This window comes from Croceicoccus marinus, assembly GCF_001661675.2.
Classification (GTDB): Bacteria; Pseudomonadota; Alphaproteobacteria; order Sphingomonadales; family Sphingomonadaceae; genus Croceicoccus; species Croceicoccus marinus.
This window is the reverse complement of record NZ_CP019602.1, coordinates 113,326-132,952: the sequence shown is the minus strand read 5'-3', so window position 1 is coordinate 132,952 and position 19,627 is coordinate 113,326. Positions and strand designations below refer to the sequence as shown.

23 protein-coding genes are annotated in these 19,627 nt (G+C 62.3%); 7 read left to right on the top strand and 16 right to left on the bottom strand.

Annotated elements, in window-relative coordinates; translation table 11 throughout:
• Window positions 1–15 precede the first annotated feature (15 nt).
• Both A9D14_RS00740 and A9D14_RS00735 read left to right on the top strand, forming a co-directional pair.
• Complete coding sequence (locus A9D14_RS00740; protein ID WP_198302029.1) at window positions 16–1,137, top strand: DUF4238 domain-containing protein; 1,122 nt, start codon at window positions 16–18, stop codon at window positions 1,135–1,137.
• Between the two features lie 308 nt (window positions 1,138–1,445).
• Window positions 1,446–2,069 (top strand): hypothetical protein, encoded by a 624-nt coding sequence (locus A9D14_RS00735; RefSeq protein ID WP_066842110.1) that lies wholly within the window; start codon window positions 1,446–1,448, stop codon window positions 2,067–2,069.
• A 415-nt stretch (window positions 2,070–2,484) separates the two neighbouring features.
• Here A9D14_RS00735 and A9D14_RS00730 read toward each other — a convergent pair whose 3' ends face one another.
• The 3 genes from A9D14_RS00730 to A9D14_RS00720 form a co-directional block, all read right to left on the bottom strand.
• Window positions 2,485–3,678: an IS91 family transposase gene (locus A9D14_RS00730; RefSeq protein WP_066842108.1), complete on the bottom strand. Its 1,194-nt coding sequence runs from the start codon at window positions 3,676–3,678 to the stop codon at window positions 2,485–2,487.
• A gap of 4 nt (window positions 3,679–3,682) precedes the next feature.
• A complete protein-coding gene (locus A9D14_RS00725; protein ID WP_066842106.1) occupies window positions 3,683–4,600 on the bottom strand; it encodes a tyrosine-type recombinase/integrase in 918 nt (305 codons plus the stop codon).
• Window positions 4,601–4,779: 179 nt separating this feature from the next.
• Complete coding sequence (locus A9D14_RS00720) at window positions 4,780–5,658, bottom strand: LysR substrate-binding domain-containing protein (RefSeq protein WP_066842104.1); 879 nt, start codon at window positions 5,656–5,658, stop codon at window positions 4,780–4,782.
• A 92-nt stretch (window positions 5,659–5,750) separates the two neighbouring features.
• On the opposite strand from A9D14_RS00720, the gene A9D14_RS00715 reads away from it, so the two are divergent.
• Complete coding sequence (locus tag A9D14_RS00715) at window positions 5,751–6,527, top strand: ferredoxin--NADP reductase (protein WP_066842102.1); 777 nt, start codon at window positions 5,751–5,753, stop codon at window positions 6,525–6,527.
• 76 nt (window positions 6,528–6,603) lie between these two features.
• On the opposite strand, the gene A9D14_RS00710 is transcribed toward A9D14_RS00715, so the two are convergent.
• The 3 genes from A9D14_RS00710 to A9D14_RS19240 form a co-directional block, all read right to left on the bottom strand.
• Window positions 6,604–6,993 (bottom strand): type II toxin-antitoxin system death-on-curing family toxin, encoded by a 390-nt coding sequence (locus A9D14_RS00710; protein ID WP_066842101.1) that lies wholly within the window; start codon window positions 6,991–6,993, stop codon window positions 6,604–6,606.
• Window position 6,994: 1 nt separating this feature from the next.
• On the bottom strand, window positions 6,995–7,222 hold the full coding sequence (locus A9D14_RS00705; protein ID WP_066842100.1) for an AbrB/MazE/SpoVT family DNA-binding domain-containing protein: 228 nt from the start codon (window positions 7,220–7,222) through the stop codon (window positions 6,995–6,997).
• Window positions 7,223–7,421: 199 nt separating this feature from the next.
• Window positions 7,422–7,622 carry a hypothetical protein gene (locus tag A9D14_RS19240; protein WP_157668087.1) on the bottom strand — a complete coding sequence of 67 codons (201 nt, stop codon included), beginning with the start codon at window positions 7,620–7,622 and terminating at the stop codon, window positions 7,422–7,424.
• 283 nt (window positions 7,623–7,905) lie between these two features.
• Here A9D14_RS19240 and A9D14_RS00700 point away from each other — a divergent pair, with 283 nt between their 5' ends.
• Both A9D14_RS00700 and A9D14_RS00695 read left to right on the top strand, forming a co-directional pair.
• Window positions 7,906–8,547, top strand: a complete 642-nt coding sequence (locus A9D14_RS00700) for a S24 family peptidase (protein WP_066768314.1) — start codon at window positions 7,906–7,908, stop codon at window positions 8,545–8,547.
• A 12-nt stretch (window positions 8,548–8,559) separates the two neighbouring features.
• The gene (locus A9D14_RS00695; RefSeq protein ID WP_066842097.1) at window positions 8,560–8,985 is read left to right on the top strand and encodes a thermonuclease family protein; all 426 of its coding nucleotides are present in this window, start codon (window positions 8,560–8,562) and stop codon (window positions 8,983–8,985) included.
• Window positions 8,986–9,080: 95 nt separating this feature from the next.
• Here the strand turns inward: A9D14_RS00695 and mobF are convergent, their stop codons facing one another.
• Genes mobF through A9D14_RS00680 form a run of 3 tightly spaced genes read right to left on the bottom strand, consistent with a single transcriptional unit; the run spans window position 9,081 to window position 14,765 of the window.
• Window positions 9,081–12,014 carry a MobF family relaxase gene (gene mobF / locus A9D14_RS00690; protein ID WP_066842096.1) on the bottom strand — a complete coding sequence of 978 codons (2,934 nt, stop codon included), beginning with the start codon at window positions 12,012–12,014 and terminating at the stop codon, window positions 9,081–9,083.
• Between the two features lie 35 nt (window positions 12,015–12,049).
• The gene (locus A9D14_RS00685) at window positions 12,050–14,443 is read right to left on the bottom strand and encodes a type IV secretion system DNA-binding domain-containing protein (RefSeq protein WP_066842095.1); all 2,394 of its coding nucleotides are present in this window, start codon (window positions 14,441–14,443) and stop codon (window positions 12,050–12,052) included.
• Window positions 14,433–14,765, bottom strand: coding sequence for a hypothetical protein (locus A9D14_RS00680; protein ID WP_066842094.1), 333 nt, complete (start codon window positions 14,763–14,765; stop codon window positions 14,433–14,435). Before A9D14_RS00680 ends, A9D14_RS00685 begins: the two co-directional genes overlap by 11 nt.
• Before the next feature lie 454 nt (window positions 14,766–15,219).
• Between A9D14_RS00680 and A9D14_RS00675 the strand changes: the two genes are divergently transcribed.
• Window positions 15,220–15,414, top strand: a complete 195-nt coding sequence (locus A9D14_RS00675; RefSeq protein WP_066847811.1) for a hypothetical protein — start codon at window positions 15,220–15,222, stop codon at window positions 15,412–15,414.
• Window positions 15,415–15,530: 116 nt separating this feature from the next.
• On the opposite strand, the gene A9D14_RS00670 is transcribed toward A9D14_RS00675, so the two are convergent.
• Complete coding sequence (locus A9D14_RS00670; RefSeq protein WP_066842093.1) at window positions 15,531–15,764, bottom strand: hypothetical protein; 234 nt, start codon at window positions 15,762–15,764, stop codon at window positions 15,531–15,533.
• A gap of 347 nt (window positions 15,765–16,111) precedes the next feature.
• On the opposite strand from A9D14_RS00670, the gene A9D14_RS00665 reads away from it, so the two are divergent.
• Window positions 16,112–16,342, top strand: a complete 231-nt coding sequence (locus A9D14_RS00665) for a DUF6437 family protein (RefSeq protein WP_066847808.1) — start codon at window positions 16,112–16,114, stop codon at window positions 16,340–16,342.
• Between the two features lie 114 nt (window positions 16,343–16,456).
• On the opposite strand, the gene A9D14_RS00660 is transcribed toward A9D14_RS00665, so the two are convergent.
• The 6 genes from A9D14_RS00660 to A9D14_RS00640 form a co-directional block, all read right to left on the bottom strand.
• Window positions 16,457–16,849: a single-stranded DNA-binding protein gene (locus A9D14_RS00660; RefSeq protein WP_066768330.1), complete on the bottom strand. Its 393-nt coding sequence runs from the start codon at window positions 16,847–16,849 to the stop codon at window positions 16,457–16,459.
• Between the two features lie 859 nt (window positions 16,850–17,708).
• On the bottom strand, window positions 17,709–17,888 hold the full coding sequence (locus A9D14_RS00655) for a hypothetical protein (RefSeq protein WP_066842092.1): 180 nt from the start codon (window positions 17,886–17,888) through the stop codon (window positions 17,709–17,711).
• Window positions 17,857–18,132: a hypothetical protein gene (locus tag A9D14_RS19235; protein ID WP_157668086.1), complete on the bottom strand. Its 276-nt coding sequence runs from the start codon at window positions 18,130–18,132 to the stop codon at window positions 17,857–17,859. Before A9D14_RS19235 ends, A9D14_RS00655 begins: the two co-directional genes overlap by 32 nt.
• Window positions 18,116–18,820, bottom strand: coding sequence for an HPP family protein (locus tag A9D14_RS00650; protein WP_066842091.1), 705 nt, complete (start codon window positions 18,818–18,820; stop codon window positions 18,116–18,118). Before A9D14_RS00650 ends, A9D14_RS19235 begins: the two co-directional genes overlap by 17 nt.
• Before the next feature lie 65 nt (window positions 18,821–18,885).
• Window positions 18,886–19,188 (bottom strand): TehB family protein, encoded by a 303-nt coding sequence (locus tag A9D14_RS00645; protein ID WP_066842089.1) that lies wholly within the window; start codon window positions 19,186–19,188, stop codon window positions 18,886–18,888.
• On the bottom strand, window positions 19,185–19,607 hold the full coding sequence (locus tag A9D14_RS00640; RefSeq protein ID WP_066842087.1) for a group III truncated hemoglobin: 423 nt from the start codon (window positions 19,605–19,607) through the stop codon (window positions 19,185–19,187). Before A9D14_RS00640 ends, A9D14_RS00645 begins: the two co-directional genes overlap by 4 nt.
• Between the last annotated feature and the right edge of the window lie 20 nt (window positions 19,608–19,627).

Here is a 19,627-nt window from a genome sequence, read left to right as displayed (position 1 = left end):
GACGTCGATAACTAAATGCATTTTCCTCGAGGATCGATGTTTCGTTGGAATTGGGGGCTAGTCCCTACCGATGGCGATGTTGTTCCTTTCAGCCAACTCAAGGCCGGTAGCGGTGGGGCGGGGAGAAAGCTTCGCAAACATCACTATCTGTCGATCACCTATATGGCGGGTTTCACGGGCCCGGACGGCCGAGTCTGGGCTTACTTTGACGACAAACCTGATGATCCGCAGCCATCACAGCCTGGCTCGATCGGGTATCGCAAACTATATTATTCGCTGCCATCCAAGGATGGCGGTCGTGATGACACGTCTTGGGAAGATCATTGGAATCGTGTGGAGACTGTGTGGCCTGTCACTGTCGCCGCCGCGCGTGCGAAGCGCTTGTCGCCGGCGATTTCCTTCAATCTACTCGGCATGGTTGCGATTCTGATGGCGCGTGTGCCGGCGGCGCGTGAACGACATGAATATCTCCTTGCACAAAAGATGCGCGCGGAGATTCAGACTTTAGAAGCGATCGGGGCGCTGCCCGCCAATCTAGCAGAATATGCTGGGAAGCTTGATCGCGTCCCTGTCGGCATCAATCCTGAGCAGAGCCTCGCCAATATGCTCGAGGACATTGTGGGTAGTGGCGATTTAGCCTTCCGCATGGGCTTCGAGGTCCTCCATAACAAGACCGGCTCGCCGTTCCTGACTACCGACAATCCTGTCTGCTTTTATGATCCGAACCAATCAGCCCATGCCCGCACGCCCTACCCTGAAAGCGGAGAGATCGAGTTCATTTTCCCGATCGATGCAGGTATGGTTCTTCGCGGATCGACACGTCTTCGCCCTGTGAACAGCGTTGTGCGGCATCGTGTGTTGAGCGACAAGGCGAAGGTTCGTAAGATCAACCGGACGGTCGCCCAGTTCGGCTATCGGCTCTATATCGCTCGGGACCGCTCGTGCGACGACTTGGTTCGGCAATATGCCGCGACCGTGCCCACGGTGCATGTCGACGCGGAGTTCGAGCCTGGCCATCTGCGAATGACCTGGCGGCATCTCTTTGGGCAACGGCCAATTCTGTCGCCCTATGTTGACACGCCGGAGAAGGCGGCGCGGTTGACAGAGGCGATAGAGCGGGATGGCTACTTAGATTAGCCACCGACCTTAGTTGTATCCGTTATCGATGCTTACCGCCCGGAAATAATCCCCTCGCTTTCGGCCCATTCTGAGCCGTAGGTATAGCATCTCGTTCGCACTGAGAGAATCGGTGGCTCGAATGTCTGCTTCCTTATTTTCGAACTGAAAGCTACCCTGCGGCTACCGGCCCAGTTAGGCTCCTTGTGGCAGGTCTCACGCTGCTGATTGGAGGGCAGCTTACAGGGGCACGTACGGTTGGCTCGAACGGCGGGTATGTCGGCGTTGCCGGATCGGTGGCTTCGCATCGACGGCACTGGGAGGGGCATTTGAAATTCGAGATCGGCGACGACAACGATAAAGCGCTATGCGTGGCGCTCCAGCACGAGTTCATGCGCTGCCAGGACGCCTTCGTCGATTTCGCACGAAGTGCCGAAGAACTGATCATGCTTGGACAGGACCGGCAGCGCGCCTACCGGTCCTACAATGCCTATGCACGGTTCATCCACCATCTCTACGAGTTCCTGATGGGTGCGATCATGCGCGACCGCCGCGACACGGCCGCCGTGCATTTCGAAGACGCCGAGCGCGAGATCATGAGGGAGGCGCAGCGCGTGCTCACCAATCGAAGGGAGGCGATTATCAACGGGACCGCTCCGGCATGGGAGAATGCCCTCAGCGCCTATCCCGAGAGCGTGCCGCCATCATTTGCGCGAGAATTCAGGCGTCACCGCAACATCACGCTCGGCCACGTCAAGCCCGAGCGTCGACACCTCAGCCTGACCGCATTCTACACCGACTATCACCCCTTCATGTACATGATCTACTCGGCCTCCCGTTGGTCCTGGGGGCCGAGAGAAGGCCCATTTCCCGACCTCAAAGAAGTTACCGACTTCTCTGTGATGGTGATCAAAACTCGCGGCGTCGCGGTCCAGCCACCGGTCGGCACATAGAAATGAGCCGGCGTCAAAGCACAAGCACTTCTCCTTCGCGGGCCCGGTTGCTTCCTAAGCAGTATGAACGAATGACCGCTAAGGGGTAGCTTCAATCCCCCTTCCTACGACGGCTTTGTCGAAGGATTTCGGGCGCTTAAGCGTACGAAATCCTAACATGCAGGAACCCGCGGGCCGCATGCGCTGCGCTATGGGGAATTGTGCTTTGGAATGGTCTGGCTTGCGGGACGCATCGCCCATTGGCCGTGCCGGAACCGCCTTGGCGAGCGCTGTCGCGCCGATGATGGCGCTCCGGACATGGTCATCTCTCCGACGCCGGACGGCAAAGCCATAGCTGCAGCCGTGGAGGGCGCGAACGGTACCGTTGGCCGGTTCAGGCAAGAGGCGGCCAATGGGCAGGATAAGCCATGCCCGGTCATGGCGCGTGGCTCCGGGTAAGCGCGACGATTTGGGGCGGCGCGCGCGGTTGCTGCCGACGGGCGAAGGTCTCGATGACGATCATATGGCCGCCGCAGCAGGGGCATGGCGGGCGATGGTCAGGGGGATCTACGTTGTCGGACGGCGGCGGTTCGGGCGCGACGTGAAGCAAGGCGCGGGCCCGGGCGATGGCATCCTTGCGGGCGGAGCCGGCGAGCAGGCCGTAATGGCGGATGCGATGGAACCCGCGAGGCAGGACATGGAGCAGGAAGCGGCGGATGAACTCGTCGGCAGGAAGCGTCATGACTCGCTGACGTTCGGGCCCGTCGCGGCGATAATCCTTGTACCGCAGCGTGACCCCGCGGTCGTCGAAGGCGACGAGACGCCGGTTCGAGATCGCCACGCGGTGGGTGTAGCGCGAGAGATAGGCTAGCACCGCCTGCGGTCCGGCAAACGGGGGCTTGGCATAGACGACCCAGCGCTTCTTCCGCACCGGCGCGATATGACGCAGGAATGCGCGCCTCTGCTCCAGCGCGGCCATGTTGCCGGCGAAGAACAACCGGCCGGCATCGTACAATGCCAGCAGGCCGGTGAGAATGAGGCGGCGGAACAGCGCGTCGAGCACGCGCACCGGTAGAAGAAACGCGGGGCGCGAGGATATCCAGCGGGTCCCATCGAGCGCGATGCCGCCGCCGGGCACGATCATGTGGACGTGCGGATGGTGGGTCATGGCCGAGCCCCATGTGTGGAGCACAGCGGTGATGCCGATACGGGGGCCCAAATGCTTCGGATCTGCCGCGATCGTCAGCATCGTCTGCGAGGCCGCCTTGAACAGCAGGTCATAAAGCAGCGACTTGTTCTGGAATGCAATGGCGGCAATCTCGGCAGGCAGCGTGAATACGACGTGGAAGTAACCGACGGGCAGCAGGTCGGCCTCGCGTTCGGCCAGCCAGACGCGCGCCGCGGCACCCTGGCACTTGGGGCAATGCCGGTTGCGGCAGGAATTGTAGGCGACGCGCCAATGGCCGCAGTCCTCGCAGGCCTCGACATGACCACCCAGCGCGGCGGTGCGGCAGTTCTCGATCGCCGTCATGACCTTGAGCTGCATCAGGCCGAGATGCCCGTCGTGCGCGGCACGATAGGCCGGACCTGCGCTTCGAAAGATTTGGGCGACCTCGAGGCCGGCGTGCACCGGCTCAGCCGGGCGGCGATGCCGCTCGTTCCTTGCCCTCCATCAGCGCGATGATCCGGTCGAGCGGGCTGGTCACCGCCTGGATCGTCTTGGTCGAGACCTTGGTGTAGATCGCGGTCGTGTCGATCTTGGCATGGCCGAGCAGGACCTGGATCACGCGGATATCGACATCCTGCTCGAGCAAATGCGTGGCGAAACTATGCCGCAGCGTATGCGGGCTGATGCGTCGCTTGATACCGGCCACCTCGGCGGCTTCCTGCACAGCGCGGTGCAACTGCCGGGCCGAGATGGGATCGGTGTAGCTGCGCCCCGGGAACAGCCAGCCATGCGGAAACATGACGCCGCGTCGCTTGCCCTCGCGCCACCATATCCGCAGCAGTTCGAGCAGCGGCGGCGAAAGCATGGCATTGCGATCGCGCCCGCCCTTGCCGTTCTCGACGCGGATCAACATCCGCTGGCTGTCGATATCGTCGACCTTGAGGTGTGCGACCTCCGAGACCCGCAGGCCTGCGCCATAGGCGACGCCCAGCGCGGCCTTATATTTAATCCCCGGCGCTGCCTCGAGCAGTCGAGCGGCTTCTTCGACGCTCAGCACCTCACGCACCGTGTGCGGGCGGCGTGTGGCGACAAGGCCGCGGGCAAGATCGCGTCGCCGCAAGGTGACCGTGTAAAAGAAGCGCAAGGCCGAAACGGTGCTGTTGATGGTTCCGGCGTTCGCGCCGCACTCGTGCTGGTGGATCTGGAAATTGCGCAGGTCTTCCGACGTGGCGGTATCGGGAGGGCGCCCGAGATAGGCTGCAAAGCGCTGTACGTTGCGGACATACTGACGCTGGGTGCGGGGCGAGAGCCCGCGCATCATCATGTCGTGCTGCATCCGCTGACGCAGCGGACTGACGGAAGTGGATGGAGTGGTGGTAGTCATGGCAAGTTCCTCTCTTTGAAGGGACTTGCATCGTCAGGCGGCGGCCGCTCCCCGGCCAAAGCCAATTAATACCACGCTACCTCGCAAATAGGCACCCGTCCCGCGAAGCGGGTTCGTGCAAGTCGGCGGAATAAGACAATTCGCTCGACTTCAGCCGCAACAGTATCCGGGACTCTCCATCAGGCGCCTTCACAGATATCGAGAAAGGCGCGGATGCCGGCAGTGAAGTACTTGGATTTGTGCGTGATGATGTAGAAACGACGCTGCAAGTCGAGTTCGGGGACTTTAATCTCGACGAGCCGCCCCTGCGAAATGAGATTCTGTGCAGCCACGCGAGGGACACAACCAATCAGCGAACTGACGGCCACCATTTCCAAGATGGCCTCTATCTGCTGGAGTTCCATACCGATGCGCCAACGGCTCAGGTATGGTTGCATGGCAGTGTCGAGAGTCTGCCGGGTACCCGATCCCTTTTCCCTGACGACCCAGCGTCCGGCAAGGACATCATCAATGCCCCACGCTTGTCGTCCGGCAAGTGGGTGCGACACGCCGCAGATCAGGATCAGCTCGTCATGAAGCCATTCCTTCACGACAAGGTCGGGGTGGACATGGGCGCCTTCCACCAACGCCAGATCGAGTGAGAAATCGGCGATCTTGGCCGCGATCTCCGCCGTGTTACTGATTTCAAGCGTGATCGCGCATCCCTCGTACCGCTCGGAGTAGGCATTGATCAGAGCCGGGGCGACATAATTGCCAATCGTCTGCGTAGCGCCGATGTGCAATGGCCCCGGACCGGTCCGGCCCGACAGGAGCCCGTCGATCTCCTCGGCGCGAGCCAACAATTCGAGCGCGGGCACGAGAAGTGAACGGCCCGTCTCGTTGATCTTCAATCGCTTTCCGGCACGGTCGAACAGCGAGCGGCCATAGCGCCGTTCCAGTTCGATGAGCGCCGTGCTCGCCGCGGATTGCGACATGGAAAGTTCGACGGCGGCGACCGAGATGCTCCCGGCGCGGGCGATGGCGACGAATATCTCGAGATGACGGAGGCTGAACCGCATATCTATTCAATAGATATAGCAAATCCATATTACCAGCTTTTTGGATAATAGAGGTTCGCCTAGGGCCCGGACGCCCCGCATGGAGAATTGAGATGGCAAGTCTTCGCACCGAAAGCGTCCTCAGCGTCAATCACTGGAACGACCGGCTATTTAGTTTCCGGACGACCCGTGATCCCTCGTTCCGGTTCGAGAGCGGCCACTTCGTGATGCTCGGCATGCACCTGAGCGGTAAGCCTCTGATGCGCGCATTTAGCATCGCGAGCCCCCACTATGCGGACGAACTGGAATTCTTCAGCATCAAGGTACCCGACGGCCCGCTGACATCCCAACTGCAGCATATTGCGCCCGGTCAGGACATCATCGTCAGCAACAAGCCGGTCGGCACGCTCGTCATCCGTGACCTTCGGCCCGGTCGGACGCTGTACCTGTTCGCGACCGGAACCGGGCTCGCGCCGTTCCTCAGCATCGTGCAGGATCCGGAGACCTACGAGAAGTTCGAGAATGTGGTCGTCGCCCATGGCGTGCGCACGGTCGGTGAACTGGCTTACTCAGACTTTCTGGGCCGGGAACTTCCCGAGCACCCCTTCCTTGGCGAGTTCGTGTCCGGAAAATTGCACTACTACCCCACCGTCACGCGCGAGCCCTTTCGCAACACCGGGCGGCTGACGCAGCTGGTCGAAACCGGCAAGCTCGCCGCCGACCTTGGCCTGCCTGCAATCGATCCTCGGCTGGACAGGGCGATGATCTGCGGCAGCGCAGCCATGTTGCGCGACATGTCGGGCGTGCTCGATGAACTGGGCTTCGATATCTCGCCGGGCACTGGTGAGTTGGGCGACTACGTGATCGAGCGCGCGTTCGCGGAAAAATGAGTGTCCAGTCTGGATTTTGAACGTCAACTTTTCAATGGAAGCTCGATGCCCGGCAATGGTCAGGATGTCAGCAGCTCTAGACTCGCCTCTCAGTAAACCATTCCGAGATGGCAACCTCAACAAGTTCGCCCGCGGCAAGCTGGAGCACCATCTGAACAGCGTCTTCGGGCGCATAGGCAATCTCGAAATCATTCAATGCGAGGAACAGCCGGGCGAGAACCCAGGCGGTCCGCTTGTTACCGTCCGTGAAGGGATGATTGCGCGCCAGACCATAGGCATAGGCGGCAGCGAGCTTGCACAGATCCGTCTCGCCATAGGCCCATTGGTTGCGGGGCCGTGCCAGTGCCGATTCCAATGCGTCTGCATCGCGCAAACCGATGGGGCCGCCATGCTCGGCCAGTTGTCGATCATGGATGGCAAGCGCCAACTCGGCCTCGATCCAGACCGGTTCGGATGATCTTGCCATGCTACTTCGCTAGCGCGCGCAGGATGTTCCTGTCTTCACGCATGATCTTTTCTGCCAAAGCCATCTTGGCTTCGAACGAAGGATCTGCCGCGGTAATTCGAATGCCTTCCGGCGTTTCCGAAACGTAAAGCGTATCGCCCACGCCTGCACGCAGCTTCGCGAGGAGCTCCTTGGGGAGGACAACGCCGGCAGAGTTGCCGATTTTGGTGATCTTGAGGCTAGCGTTCATACGCACGTTATAACATGCGGCTTGGCAAACTCAAGCGCGGGATCATGCCGGCGGCCCGTTCTGATAATGGGAGAAATGCCATGGGGCATCAGACTGAGGATCCCTGGCTTTCCAGGCTCCTTCGTTCCGAATTTTAGCGACAGGACATCAAGCGTAGTGGCCCCGGCGCGATGCATCAGCGCCGTAACTATGGACTTAATCAGTAATTCGAGAGGACGGGCTGCACGTCTGCAACCTTTGCACGGGCATCGGCACGCTTGAGCGCGGACCGCTTTTCGGCAGTACGGCGTGCACCGCCATTGCGACAGGACTCAACCGCCAACATCACGCCATTGGATGCCAACTCTGCCTTTCGCGCGCTCACGCCTGCAAGGTAGCCATTGAGTTCAAGCGTCTTCATCACCGTCAGTTAGTCCCAAATGCGCCGGACCACCAGCTTCCTCGACAATCCGGCGTCAGAGACAAGGTAGGTCCACGCCCTCAGTCAGAGCATAATATGCCCGTTGCTAGTCCATCCTTGAAGAGGATACTTCCCGAAACATCGAGCCGACCGAGCGGTCTGCAATCATGTCTTTGATAACCAGCAAGCCGAAACCCCTTGCGTTCGCGTTACGTTCTATCTAGGAATAACTTCCTATCTCCTAGAATGATTCCCTCGTCGGAACGTGAACCGGACGCATGTGATGGACCAAGCCCGCGAAAACCTCGAACGCCTGATCCAGGAGCGGGGCGTCAACTATTCCTCGGTCTCGCGCCTGCTTGGGCGGAACGCGGCCTATATCCAGCAATACATCAAGCGCAACAGCCCGCGCCATCTCGACGAGAAGGACAGGCTGGTGCTCGCCCGCTTCTTCGGGGTCGACGAGAAAGTGCTGGGCGCCCCTGCCCGCCGTTCGGGCCCGGTGGTCGAACTGGTGCAGGTCCCCATCCTCGATGTCGATGCCTCGGCCGGTCACGGCGCACTGGCCGAGATGGAAGCGAAGTCCTCGCAGTTCGGGTTCGAGGAAAAGTGGCTCAGGCGCCTTACCGCCAGCAAGGCCTCGAGCCTCTCGATCATCCATGTCCTGGGCGATTCCATGGAACCGACGCTGCACGATGGCGATGAGGTGCTGGTCGACCTTGGCGACGGGCAATCGCGGCTGCGCGACGGGATCTACGTTCTGCGCATGGACGATGCGCTGTCGGTCAAACGCATCGCGATCGAGCCCAGCGGCCGCAGGATCTCGGTAACGAGCGACAATCCTACCTATCCAAGCTGGAACGGTCTCGACCGACGCAATGTGAACATCGTCGGCCGCGTGCTTTGGTTCGGGCGGCAGCTGTAACAGGGGAAATCCATGCTTCTTGCTCTTGCCGCCTCGATCGTTGCCGCCGGACAGACCTTCACCTGCACGCCGACCCGGGTCTGGGATGGCGATGGCCCGGTCTGGTGCGCGGAAGGTCCGCGCCTCCGGATTTCAGGGATAGCCGCGCGCGAGATGGACGGCACGTGTCGTACGAACCAGCCCTGCCCCGATGCCAGCGCGATCGAAGCGCGCGATGCGCTGGTCGATGTTCTCGGTGGCCCGCGAGGCACGACATCGACGGGCCATGTGATCGTTGCAAGCGGCCCTATGCGCTGCGTGTCGACAGGCTCGGCAGGCGGCAACCGCACAGGTGCCTGGTGCACGCTCCCCTCGGGCACCGATCTCAGCTGCGCAATGGTAGCAACCGGCACGGTGCTGGTTTGGGATCGCTACTGGGGCGACCACCGCTGCCGCTGAGGCCGGCGACAGCAACACAGTCGCGACCTGACTAGCGATCGATAGCAGAGTGGCCGACTTGCCCCGCCACACTGCTATTGTGTCGCAGGTGCCCGTTAGATTCCGATCTCGAACGGTTTGACCTTCGCAAGTTCGAGTTCGGGCAGCTTCTGCTCTTCGATTGGCTCCCTGGTCTTATTGGTGGTCGCTGTTCCCCGCGCGGCTGCGTCGCCAAGCATTTTCGTGGTTTCGAGCGCCGAACGCTTCATGCCGGTGTTGCGCTCGACCGCAGCCTCGAGCTTGTGGGCATTGTCGACGTAGAGGGTCAGGCCATCGCGCAGCCGGGTGACGGTGACGAGAAAGGTCTGCTGATTGGAGAGGTTCTTCTCCCGGCTGTCCATGACCGCAATGCCGCGATCCGAGGTCAGCCCCTGCGCCATATGGGCATTCAAGGCATAGGCAAGGTCGAGCCGCTTCAGCATCGGATCGTCATGGGCCAGTTCGTGCTCGATCCCGCTCGATGTCGCCACCGTCACCGCCTTCTCGCCAATGGCGACGATCCTTGCCTGGTCGGCATTCAACAGTCCGCGCCGATGATCGGTCTCGGTCCAGCGGATACGATCGCCGGCATGGATGGTGACGGGTTTGATCTCATAAAGCCGCAAGGGATCGCGCTCTGCCTGCGGCCGCAACTTGTCGGGACGGAACGCGAATGTCCTGCCACGCACATTTTCCAGCGTGACCTGTTCCTGACGCGGATCGCTGGCCACGACGGTGTAGCGGCCGGCAGCGAGGTTTTGGGCGCGCTGACGGCGGTCGACCTCGACGACCATGCCCGAGGCATAGCTCTTGGCATGACGCAGTTCCTCGCGGGTCAGATTGACCCGCGACATTGTCTCGAGAGGCAGGGCTTTGCCTCCAAGCTCACCATTAGCCTTGAGCCCGGTCTGTACCGCCTCGTTGACCGCGCCGCGCAATGTGCGACCCGACGCATAGATCGCGGTGCGCTCGCGCTCCGGCGGCTTCAGTTCAAGCCAGGCTGCCGCCGCAGACAGCGCGGCGCCTTCGGCCACCTCGACCACATTGTCACCCAGGTGCCGGAGCGCTTCCTCAATCTGGCCCGCCTGCGCGGCGTGCTGCGCTTCGCGCAAGGCGGCATAGCGCGCGCGAATATTGATCCGCATCCCGGCAGTCTCGATGCCCGCCTGCTGCATGACATCGAAGGGCTTCCCGGCATCGACTGCACCCAGCTGCTTGCGGTCACCGATCGCGGCGAAGCGTCCCAGTTCCAGCAGATTGGCGAGCCGGACCAGCTTTTCTTTGTCGGCATTTCCGACCATCGAGGCCTCGTCGAGAAGCACCGTGCTGCCCTTCCACTCGCTGCGCGCTTCGGCGAGCGCCTGCCGGTCGCCGCCATCGAGCAGCGGGGCATAGCGGCCCAGAAAACGCGCGACGCTCATCGACTCAATCCCGGTCTCGCGCTCGAGCATCTGGACAAGCGTGTTCTGCACGGCGAGACCCGTTACCTTGCGGCCTTCGGCACGCAGAATGTCCGCAACGGGCTTGAGGACCGTGCTCTTGCCCGCCCCGGCAACGCCCTGGATCGCAACGATGCGATTGGTGGAGGAAAGCAGCATCCTGCCCGCCCCTTCCTGCCCCGAGTTGAGCGTCAGGCCATAGCGCTCCTGTGCCAGCGCCTGCAGGTGCTCGCCTGCGCGCTCAGGGGTCATCAGCGCCACACCCTGCCCCCGTCCAGCTTCGACTTCAGAAAGGATGCGCTGTTCGGCAGCAATGGCATCGCGGGTCGTCACCATCCCCTTGTCAGCACCCTTGCCGCGCACGAGATGACCCTGGCGGAGCAGCTGATCGACGCGCTTGTCGATGGCAGGAATGCTCGCCGGGAGCCCGAACGACAGCGCGGTCCTGTAGACCGCGAAGCGATCGAACGCTGCCTCGCGCTCGGACAGATGCCGTACCGCCGAGGCGACGGCGTGGATCGCGGCGACCTCCTCGACCGGGCGATTGCCGAGCCGGGTCGGGATCAGCGGATCGCCCTGCCTAAGTCCCAAGCGTTCGGCTAGACCGGCAGCCAAGGCGCGCACCGAGGCGCCGAGATTGCGTACAGCGCTGCGCGCACCTTGCTCCTCGCCAAGTCCCGTCGCGGCCCGCGCATTGGCGCGCGCGATGATATCGCCGGGCATGAAGCCGAGTTCTTCGACCTTCGCCTTCCAGGCATCGAGCAATGCCACGCGGTCGGCGACAGGCGCCTTCTCCGCCCGGGTCATCAGCGTGGCGGCATCATGCGCGGCAGGGCTCCGGCTCGCCATTCCGGCAACCTTCTCGAGCACTTCGGCGCGGCGTGTGGAGAAGGCTTCGCGCACCGCCTTGGGCACGCCCACGGCCTCGAAATTGCCGTGCTTGCCCAATTCGCCGATTTCGTAGCCGAGCTTCTCGACTTCGATCCGGAAGCGGGCCATGGCCATGGCATTCAATAGCGTATGATGCTCCCAGAGCCTGTCGTTGCGCAGGGCGCGCCACTTGCCGTCGGGCCCCCTGGTGACATTCGCGATGACTGCATGGACATGCGCCTGGGGTTCCTGATTGCGGTTGGTATCGTGACGAAACAGCGCCGAAACGAGATTTCCGGTCTGGACGATCTTCTCCTTGCCGCGGTGCTGGAGGCGGGTTTCGGCGAGGTTCTTCTCGGCCCAGGCCAGGCTTTCCTTTAGCGCACCGGCATAGGCATCGAGGATCCGGCTGTCACCGCCGACCAGCGCGAGGATCGACCAGCTCTTGGGGAGCGAGAAGGTCAGATCGGTACCCGCGCGGTGGTAGCGATTGTCGCTGCCGACGCGGCTGCCATCGGGGAGGTTGCCCTTCAGAACCGCCTCGAAAGTTTTCGCATCGACGGTGCCCTTGAGGCTCAGCGCTGCCGCGGCTTCGCCGAACCATTCGCCCGAACGGTCGGCATCGGCGCGGGTATAGTAGTTGTCCTTGGCGAAGTAGCCGGCAGCGCCCGAAGCGGTGCGGACATTGGCAAGCGAAAGCATCGACTACGCGCCTTTCTTGGGCATCAAGGCTGCGATCAAATATCGAAGTCGAGGTCGTCGAGCGGCGGCGCGTCGCTGGTCTTGCCGCCCGGATCACCGAGCCCTTCCTCGAGCACGATGCGGCGCGCATCGCGCTGCATACGCCCATCCGGCCGCGCTTCACCTGTACGCGCTTCCCTCGGTCCATCGGCCTTGCCGGGACGATCGGGCCGGGATGCATCGGGCACCTCGCGCTCCCCCTCCCGCGCCCCGTCGGCGCGCGACGGCCTGGCTGCCGTGTTCGGTTCAAGACCCGCCTGACGACCATCGGCAAGGCCCGAATCCGGTGCGCCCGATGCCGTGCGATCCACGGCATCCTTCCCCACCCGCACGCCCGCGCGGTCGCCGGCATTGAAGGGATCGACCTGTTGCCCGGCGCGATGATTGCGCGTGCCTTCCTCGCCCTTGCGGTCAGCTTCGTACCTGTCCCCGAATTGCAGCTCGCCCTGCTTCGATGCGCTCTCTTTCGGTACGCTCGGCTTGCCGACACCGTCGTCGTTCGACGCGGGGTGTTCGTTCGAACTGGCGGTCTCGGAAGCGACAGATTTGTCCTTCGTAGCGATTGTCTTCGCAGCCTTGACCTCTGCGCTGTTTTCGACGCGAGGAATAAACCCGTCGGCGCACCGGACGCGCTTGACCGGGGTCAGCGTGATGGGCGCTGCCGGGAACCCGTCGGGGAATTTGATATAGCCGGTTAGGCTCGGCATGTCCTTGAGCTGATCGGGCAGGACCAGCGCCTCGATATGCTTCCTCGGCGTCAGGCTGACCGCATCGCGCGCATTGTTATAGGCATAGGTATGCGCCTCGTCCTTGTCGGTAACTTCGGCATGACCGATTGCTTCCGAGCACCAGGAGGCGGTCTTGTAGTCGCCGGTGCCGAGGATCAGCTTCGTCTTGGCGAGCGACGACAGGGTCTCGGCCATATGCTCGCCGTAGACTTCCTGCAGCTTGGCATAGGCATGGATGCCAGTAACGATCGCGCCGCCATAGTTGCGCGCGGTCTGCAGGCCGGTTTCGAGGGCGGGGAGGCGGTGGAGCGCGCCGAGTTCGTCGATGAAGAACCACATCTTGAGGTCATCCGACCGCGCCGTCGTCATCAGCGTATTCATGGCAAGATCGAGCCAGAGCGTGAGCAGCTGGGTGCAGACGCTGAGGTCGACGTAGCGGGCCGAGAGGAACACAAAGCCGCCCTCTCTGTCTTCGGCTTCGACCCATTCGCGGATCGAGAAGCGCGCGCCTTCGCGCGGCAGGAGCTTCAACGCGCGGGCATTGACGTTGAATACGGCACGCACCGATTCCGCCATGCGCGCCGCCTCGGGCGCGGTGATCGGATCGGCAATCGTTCCGCGCAGCATAGCGTGAACCTTCGCAAGATCCGCACTCATCAGCCGGCTTGCGAGTGCTTCATTGCTGGCATCCCCCGCTTCCACCAGTTTCAGGCAGAACTCGACGAAGAGCGCACGCGCGGCAATCACCCAGAACTGGGCTTCGCCGCCGCCATCGTGCGGCACGAGCGCTTCGGAGGCGGCCCAGAATTCGCCCTCGGATCGGCATTCGTCGAAGATGTTCCAGCGCGGACAGCGGGCATCCAAAGGATTCAGGATGACGTCGCGGTCAGGGGCGTAGAAATGCTCGATAAAGGCACCGGTAAGGTCGAAGATCACAGCGCGCTGACGCCGCTCGCGCGCCTCTTCGACCATCTCGGAGAGCGCCACGGTCTTGCCCATGCCGGTGGTACCGATGAGCATCGCATGGCTCTGCTCGAGCCGCCAGGGATAGGGCAGTTTCGCGATATGCGATGGGCGGTAGGGCATCACCTCCTGCAGCTCCGACGGCAGGCACAAGTAGCGGCGCCAACCCAATGTCTCGGTCAGTTCGCGGCGGCGTTCGGCGCGGTTGTGGTGACGGATTTCGCGGGTCAATTCCGCCAGCGGCACCAGCGATGCACCGCGCTCATGACGGCGTTCCTTCGAGTGGCTGCCGAAGCGTTCGGCGATCCAGTAAAACAGCGCGAAGGCTGGCACGAGCGCGAACATCGTCCAGGCAAACGCGGTGCCGACAAGGTCCAGCATCGTGTCCCACGCGCGCACCACCGGCGGGTAGGTTTCGACGCGCGCGATGGGAAGCTGGAAGGTGCCGCCGAACACCGTTTCCATGGTCACGGTCTTGGCGGGATCGAACTCCATGAAGAGGTAACCCATGGCATAGATCCGCATCCAGACGAGGTAGATATGGTGGTCGTCGAGACCATGCGCGACCATCCACGAGGCCAGTGCGCCGAACGCGACGACGGCAATGATGAGCGGCCATTTGAGCCCGGCCGCAAACATGAAGCCGAAGTGCCCGAGGAGCTGGCTGCCGCGGGTAAAGTTGCCGAGATTACGCTTCATCGCGGCCTCCCTCGGCTGCGGGGGAAGGAAGGCCGATCGCCGTGCACTGGCGGCGGTAGACCTTGTAGATCCGGTCACGCAGCGTGGGGTCGGCATGACCGGCAAGCAGGCCATCAACACCGACGCGGGCAAAGACCATCATGCGCAAGATACGGGTGATCGAGGTGTCGTGCCGGGTGGCGAGATCGTGCTCCCCGCAGCGGTCGGCAATGATCGAACGCAGCCATTCGCTGACGCTCATGTCATGGTCGCTGGCGGCCTTGCGAACCTGCTCAGCGAGGGTGTCGGAGAGATAGACCTGGAGGGCAACGGGCCGGGTCATGGTCGGGATTCCTTGGGTCAGGAAGCCCGGTTCACGCTGCGAAAGGCAGGTTTGATCTACACTGACGATGAGAACATGTCAAGAACATCAAGTGCGGCGGAATTCTGCCCTTCCCGGTCCCCGCCAGTTTGAATCCAGGTTGGATTTGGCCAGCAACCTGAATTCAGGTGAGAAGCTGCCATTTTGCCCATTTCGCCATCAACTATCTGTTTTGGATGCCCTTTACCGCTGTAAACCGGTGCGACAAGTCGCGTGGGGTGTGCTCCCTGTTCCCAGCTTCGAAGGCGTAGTCCAGTGATAGGAGCGTGATCCTGATGGAGGGACTTGCCGCTACCTCCCGTGGGTGCGCCTGCGGCTCGAGGATGCCAGGTTTCCGGAACCGATAAGAATGGCTTCCGGAAATCGATCAGCGTATGGTCCGCGCCGATTCCTGGTACAGGACAGGAGTGCGATGATGACCAGCGTAACCCTCAGCGCGTCACCCAGCGGCAATGGCTTCCAGGCGAAGGTCAGCTATTCGAACGGCGTGTCGATTTCGTCGGCCGAAGCCTTTCCAAGCAAAGCCGAAGCTATCGCTGCGGCTGCCGTAAAAATGCTCACAATGCCGGACCGCCTCGAGCGTTTTGACTTACCCGAATGGCAGGACTGAAAACTTCGGCATTCCACATTCAGGGAAGCAGATCGTGCAACATCCGGTGTGTTGAGCAAAACAAAAGGAGGAAGCCCTGACCGGACTTCCTCCTCATGTGGTGTGCGTCCCCTGGATCAGAATTCGTCGCTGAACCGGCCCGGCACCGCGTCGATCACGCGGGCCATCAACCGGTCCGGCAAGGCGCCGTAATCGCCTTCGTCGATGGTGACGTATCCTGCCTCGCTGTCGGTCAGGACATACTGGGTAAAGTAGCTGTGCTGGGCCCGCGCATTGGCCGTATCCATGGCCGCGATGAACGCCGTTTGATCCGCGTCCGGCCGGTACGAATGATGGCTGCAAGTGTGCATGACATTTCCTCCTGAAGTTCGATGCTTCGCATCGTCAGGAGCGCTCGATGGGGGCGACGGACCGGGTCAGGGACCGCGTGGAACACGCGGCCGCGAAGCGGCGGTGGGGGTAACGATTTTGTTCGCTGCCGGATGCAATCCGGTGGCGGGCAAAATGGTGGGGCCCCGTCCGTCCTTGACGCGGGCCCTCAAGCCTCCATCACGATGACAGGGACTGCGAGAGAGACCTCCCAACCTATCGGCAAATGCATGCCCTCGCCTCGCCGCAAACAAGAACCTTTGCAGAACATTTGGGCTGTGGCAGGATGCACCGCGAGGGGACCTTCAGCCAAGGTAAGGAACCGAACATGGCAAGGTCCAGAAATGCACGCGATGCGCTCACCCGCCTCCGTGAACAGCGCGCGGAGCTCGATGCAAGGGAAGCGGAGCTGCGCGAGAAAGCCGCGCAGGAGTTGGGCGTTATGCTGCTCGAATGCGGCGCCGAAACGCTCGAGGCCGGCAAGCTCAAGCGGCTCGTCAAACAGGCGTCGGCGATGGGGCTCGATGCGGCGCTCGAGCACCTGGGTGCAACGCCGTGATGCTGTAGCGCGGGTCGGAAATTCGCTTCGCTTGCGCTGCCTCTCCAGCAGGACAAGCAAAAGAAAGGCCCCGGTGGCGCGTGCCAGCGGGGCCTTGTCGTTGTACCGTGCCGATCAGTCTTCGTCGATCGGCGGGGCATCCTGGTTGTCCGAGCGGTTCGGGCGCGACAGGAAGTCGACCTTGTCGGCGAGGATCTCGCAGCCGTAGCGCTTGTTGCCGTCCTGGTCGTTCCACTGGGTGTAGTGGATTCGGCCTTCGAGGCTGACGAGCTGGCCCTTGCTGCAGTACTTGGCGACGTTCTGGCCGAGACCGTTGAAGCAGGTGACGCGGTGGAACTCGCTGTCCTTGGCGGTATAGCCGTTCTCGTCCTTGTAGGTCTTGCCTTCCTTGTCGCGGGCCGGACGGTCGGTGACCAGCGAGATCGTGGTGACGGTGGTTCCGCCTTGCGTGGTGCGGGTTTCGGGATCGCGGGCGATGCGGCCGACGAGGATTGCGATATTGGTCATGATGGGCTTCCTTCTGCTCTCAAACCGGAAACCATTTCCGGCTTGCGAACTCCGGTCAGAAGCAGGGCATGGGAGACTTGCACCGTAGGGTCATGGACCCAAGGGGAACCTGCAGACGCCGGGTGGTGCGGGCAGGCAGCGCCCCGGCGATTGCACCGCAATCGAGCGAGAGACGCTGCCAACACGGCCGGCAGGGCTGCGGGTTGCAGGGATCAGCAGACCTGGTTCAGGAATGTTCGCGACAAAGCCGGATTGGCGTCCGGTGCCGGCAGGAGGATTGCCACTGGCCCTGTTCGTGGATCGACGTGCGTCATCTGCTCGCCATCATGCCAGCAAATGCAAATGGATAGGCCATCCTTCGACAACTCGTCGTATGAGACGCGGCCGCGATCAGGGACAAGCGCGAGACCGGGATGGAACGCCAGATGCACCATCTGCCGGACAGCAAATTCGCGCCGACCATGGTTCTCGATCGGGTCAGTCTGCGATGTTCCGGCAGGGCATGATCGGCAGTGAACGGCCCGCATTATCTAGCGAAAGGTCCGCCAATCGCGCAACTGCTTAGCGGCGTCGACGGTTACGCCGTCACTCCGTCCGGGCAGCGCATCGTGCTGGACCTCGGGTCAGCTCCGGCGACGGAAAATGCGCTCGAACAGCGACGGAGTTTCGAGTGGCTGGAGCCGCCCGTATCGCGCGCGTCGCACCGACGGGTCGAGATTCTGGACCGGATGCGACCACCGGTCCGGCTTGCCCTGGTGCGTGGAATAGTTCGACATGGTCTTGCCCCCCTGATGTCTCGATCCGGGCTAACGATGCCGGGGCATCGTCACAACCGCTCGCGACGCGGCTGTGCAAAGATTTACCCCAGTTCGCCGTCTTCGTGAAGCAGCTGTCCGTCGGTATTCCATATTTGTACGGCAACGCAGTCCCCGGCTTCCCTGGCCTCGCGTGCGACCGCGATCGCCTCGGCCAGGTCGCCAAGGCAAACGCATTCGATCGGCTCCTTGTCATTGCGATGCATGGTGATCCGAAGCGGCATGTCGGGTTTCCTCTCCTTGCCGCTTAGCTAGTACCGATAGCGGCAAAGAAAAGGCCCCGCCGAAGGCGAGGCCGAGTGAGGGAGGAGAGTAGTCCAACAGATAGCAGGCAAAGCCTGCCACATGTTTAACATTGGTCATAATGCCGCCCGGCGCTTGTCCTGTGCCCCGGAAGATAGGCCCGGCCTGCGCAGCTTTTTCGGGCGTCATGGCCGAGAGAATATCCTGCTCAGCGATGCCGAACATAATGGCGGCTGGCTACGCGCCGATGCAGGGCCTGGTAGATCGCATTGAGGTCATCGATATCGACGTCGAGTACTTCGTTCCAGTCGGCAAGGACCGCCTCGAGATCTTCATGGGTATAGGCGAAACCGGATGCCGTCGGGGGCGCAGCCGGGACAGCGGCATGGTGCGGCCAGGGGTGACCCGTCAGGTTGTTGTAGAACCAGCCTGCTGCCGAAAGGGCGAGGACATTCATGGCAATCGGCCACAGGTATGCCCAGCTCCAGGCCTCCGGCCCCGCCGCACCCAGCGCGCATAGAAGCGCGCAGGCGCCGCCCGGAGGATGGAGACATCGGGTCACCGACATGGCCGCGATCGCGATGCCGACTGCGAGGCCTGCCGCGAGCATCGGTTCGCCGATGGCATGACCCAGTGCCAGCCCGATCGCCGCGGACAGGAGGTTCCCGCCGATGACCGAACGAGGCTGGGCCAGCGGACTGGCGGGAACGGCGAAGACCAGGACTGCGGAGGCGCCGAGCGGCGCGACGAGGACCGGAAGGGCGGCGCTGTTGGTACCCAGCAGCACAATGGCGACCAGGCCCGACGTGAGGATGGCGAGCCCTCCTCCGATTGCGCCGCGCAGCCAACCAAGGTGACCAATCGCGCCCTGCGGCAGGAGAGTGGCCGATCGCGAGATCAGGAATTTGAGCACGAAGAACCTTCAGGTCGGAAATGCCTGTCGCAGCAGGCGCAACTGGATTGGGGGGATTGCTTGGCTTATCGGCCAGTCGGCGGAGGCTCTTTGTAGAAATCAACCTGCATCTTCATCGGTCCGAGAAGCGTGACGTAATGCGGCTGCCCGGGAAGGACGATACCGGGTTTTCCCGGCTCGAGCACCGTTTCACCAAGCGGCTCGAGGATGGTGAGCTTCAGACGTCCTTCCAGAACGCGGATCAGTCCCCAGACCCCGGGCTTGGTATCATGTCGTTCGCGCAAGGCTGCCGGCAACGAGCTCTCGTCGAAGATCGGTGTCGAACGATAGGGTTCGGGTCGGCCAAACTCCGCCTCGGCGCTACTCATTCTGCCGCAACCCGCTCGGAAATATTCGCGCGGCCGGTCGGCTGATCGGCATCAATGCGAAAGAACATCGCCAGTTGCAGGCTCTGCGCGATCCGCCGTGCCTTGTCCTGAAGCGCCCTTGCGGCAGCAGGTTCCATCAACGCGTCTGTTGTCTCGGCCCAGAGACCGAGCCAGCGTTCGAAAAGTTCGGGCGTTATCTTCGACCGGTGCTTCATGTGCGCGGGGACGGGCTGTCCCTTGTAGCGCCCCGTGGTCAGCATCACCGACGACCAGAAATCGGTGAGCTTGCCGAGATGTTCGGGCCAGTCCGAAATCGCATCGTTGAAGATGGGACCGAGTTCTTCGTCGGCTCGCACGCGCGCATAGAACGCTTCGACAAGGTGACCGAGGCCCTCGTCGTCGATCCGTTCGAGTTCCATAGCTTCCACTCCAAAACAGG

Bases quoted from the DNA above. Each gene is read 5' to 3' on its own strand.
- A9D14_RS00685 (WP_066842095.1), bottom strand. From the start codon at position 14,443: ATGAAGCGTAATCTCGGCAACTTTACCCGCGGCAGCCAGCTCCTCGGG.
- A9D14_RS00640 (WP_066842087.1), bottom strand. From the start codon at position 19,607: ATGGAACTCGAACGGATCGACGACGAGGGCCTCGGTCACCTTGTCGAA.
- A9D14_RS19235 (WP_157668086.1), bottom strand. From the start codon at position 18,132: ATGTTCGGCATCGCTGAGCAGGATATTCTCTCGGCCATGACGCCCGAA.
- A9D14_RS00720 (WP_066842104.1), bottom strand. From the start codon at position 5,658: ATGCGGTTCAGCCTCCGTCATCTCGAGATATTCGTCGCCATCGCCCGC.
- A9D14_RS00725 (WP_066842106.1), bottom strand. From the start codon at position 4,600: ATGACTACCACCACTCCATCCACTTCCGTCAGTCCGCTGCGTCAGCGG.
- A9D14_RS00705 (WP_066842100.1), bottom strand. From the start codon at position 7,222: ATGAACGCTAGCCTCAAGATCACCAAAATCGGCAACTCTGCCGGCGTT.
- A9D14_RS00665 (WP_066847808.1), top strand. From the start codon at position 16,112: ATGGCAAGGTCCAGAAATGCACGCGATGCGCTCACCCGCCTCCGTGAA.
- A9D14_RS00700 (WP_066768314.1), top strand. From the start codon at position 7,906: ATGGACCAAGCCCGCGAAAACCTCGAACGCCTGATCCAGGAGCGGGGC.
- A9D14_RS00695 (WP_066842097.1), top strand. From the start codon at position 8,560: ATGCTTCTTGCTCTTGCCGCCTCGATCGTTGCCGCCGGACAGACCTTC.
- A9D14_RS00645 (WP_066842089.1), bottom strand. From the start codon at position 19,188: ATGAGTAGCGCCGAGGCGGAGTTTGGCCGACCCGAACCCTATCGTTCG.
- A9D14_RS00670 (WP_066842093.1), bottom strand. From the start codon at position 15,764: ATGCACACTTGCAGCCATCATTCGTACCGGCCGGACGCGGATCAAACG.
- A9D14_RS00655 (WP_066842092.1), bottom strand. From the start codon at position 17,888: ATGCCGCTTCGGATCACCATGCATCGCAATGACAAGGAGCCGATCGAA.
- A9D14_RS00710 (WP_066842101.1), bottom strand. From the start codon at position 6,993: ATGGCAAGATCATCCGAACCGGTCTGGATCGAGGCCGAGTTGGCGCTT.
- A9D14_RS00660 (WP_066768330.1), bottom strand. From the start codon at position 16,849: ATGACCAATATCGCAATCCTCGTCGGCCGCATCGCCCGCGATCCCGAA.
- A9D14_RS00680 (WP_066842094.1), bottom strand. From the start codon at position 14,765: ATGACCCGGCCCGTTGCCCTCCAGGTCTATCTCTCCGACACCCTCGCT.
- A9D14_RS00740 (WP_198302029.1), top strand. From the start codon at position 16: ATGCATTTTCCTCGAGGATCGATGTTTCGTTGGAATTGGGGGCTAGTC.
- A9D14_RS00715 (WP_066842102.1), top strand. From the start codon at position 5,751: ATGGCAAGTCTTCGCACCGAAAGCGTCCTCAGCGTCAATCACTGGAAC.
- A9D14_RS19240 (WP_157668087.1), bottom strand. From the start codon at position 7,622: ATGAAGACGCTTGAACTCAATGGCTACCTTGCAGGCGTGAGCGCGCGA.
- mobF (WP_066842096.1), bottom strand. From the start codon at position 12,014: ATGCTTTCGCTTGCCAATGTCCGCACCGCTTCGGGCGCTGCCGGCTAC.
- A9D14_RS00675 (WP_066847811.1), top strand. From the start codon at position 15,220: ATGACCAGCGTAACCCTCAGCGCGTCACCCAGCGGCAATGGCTTCCAG.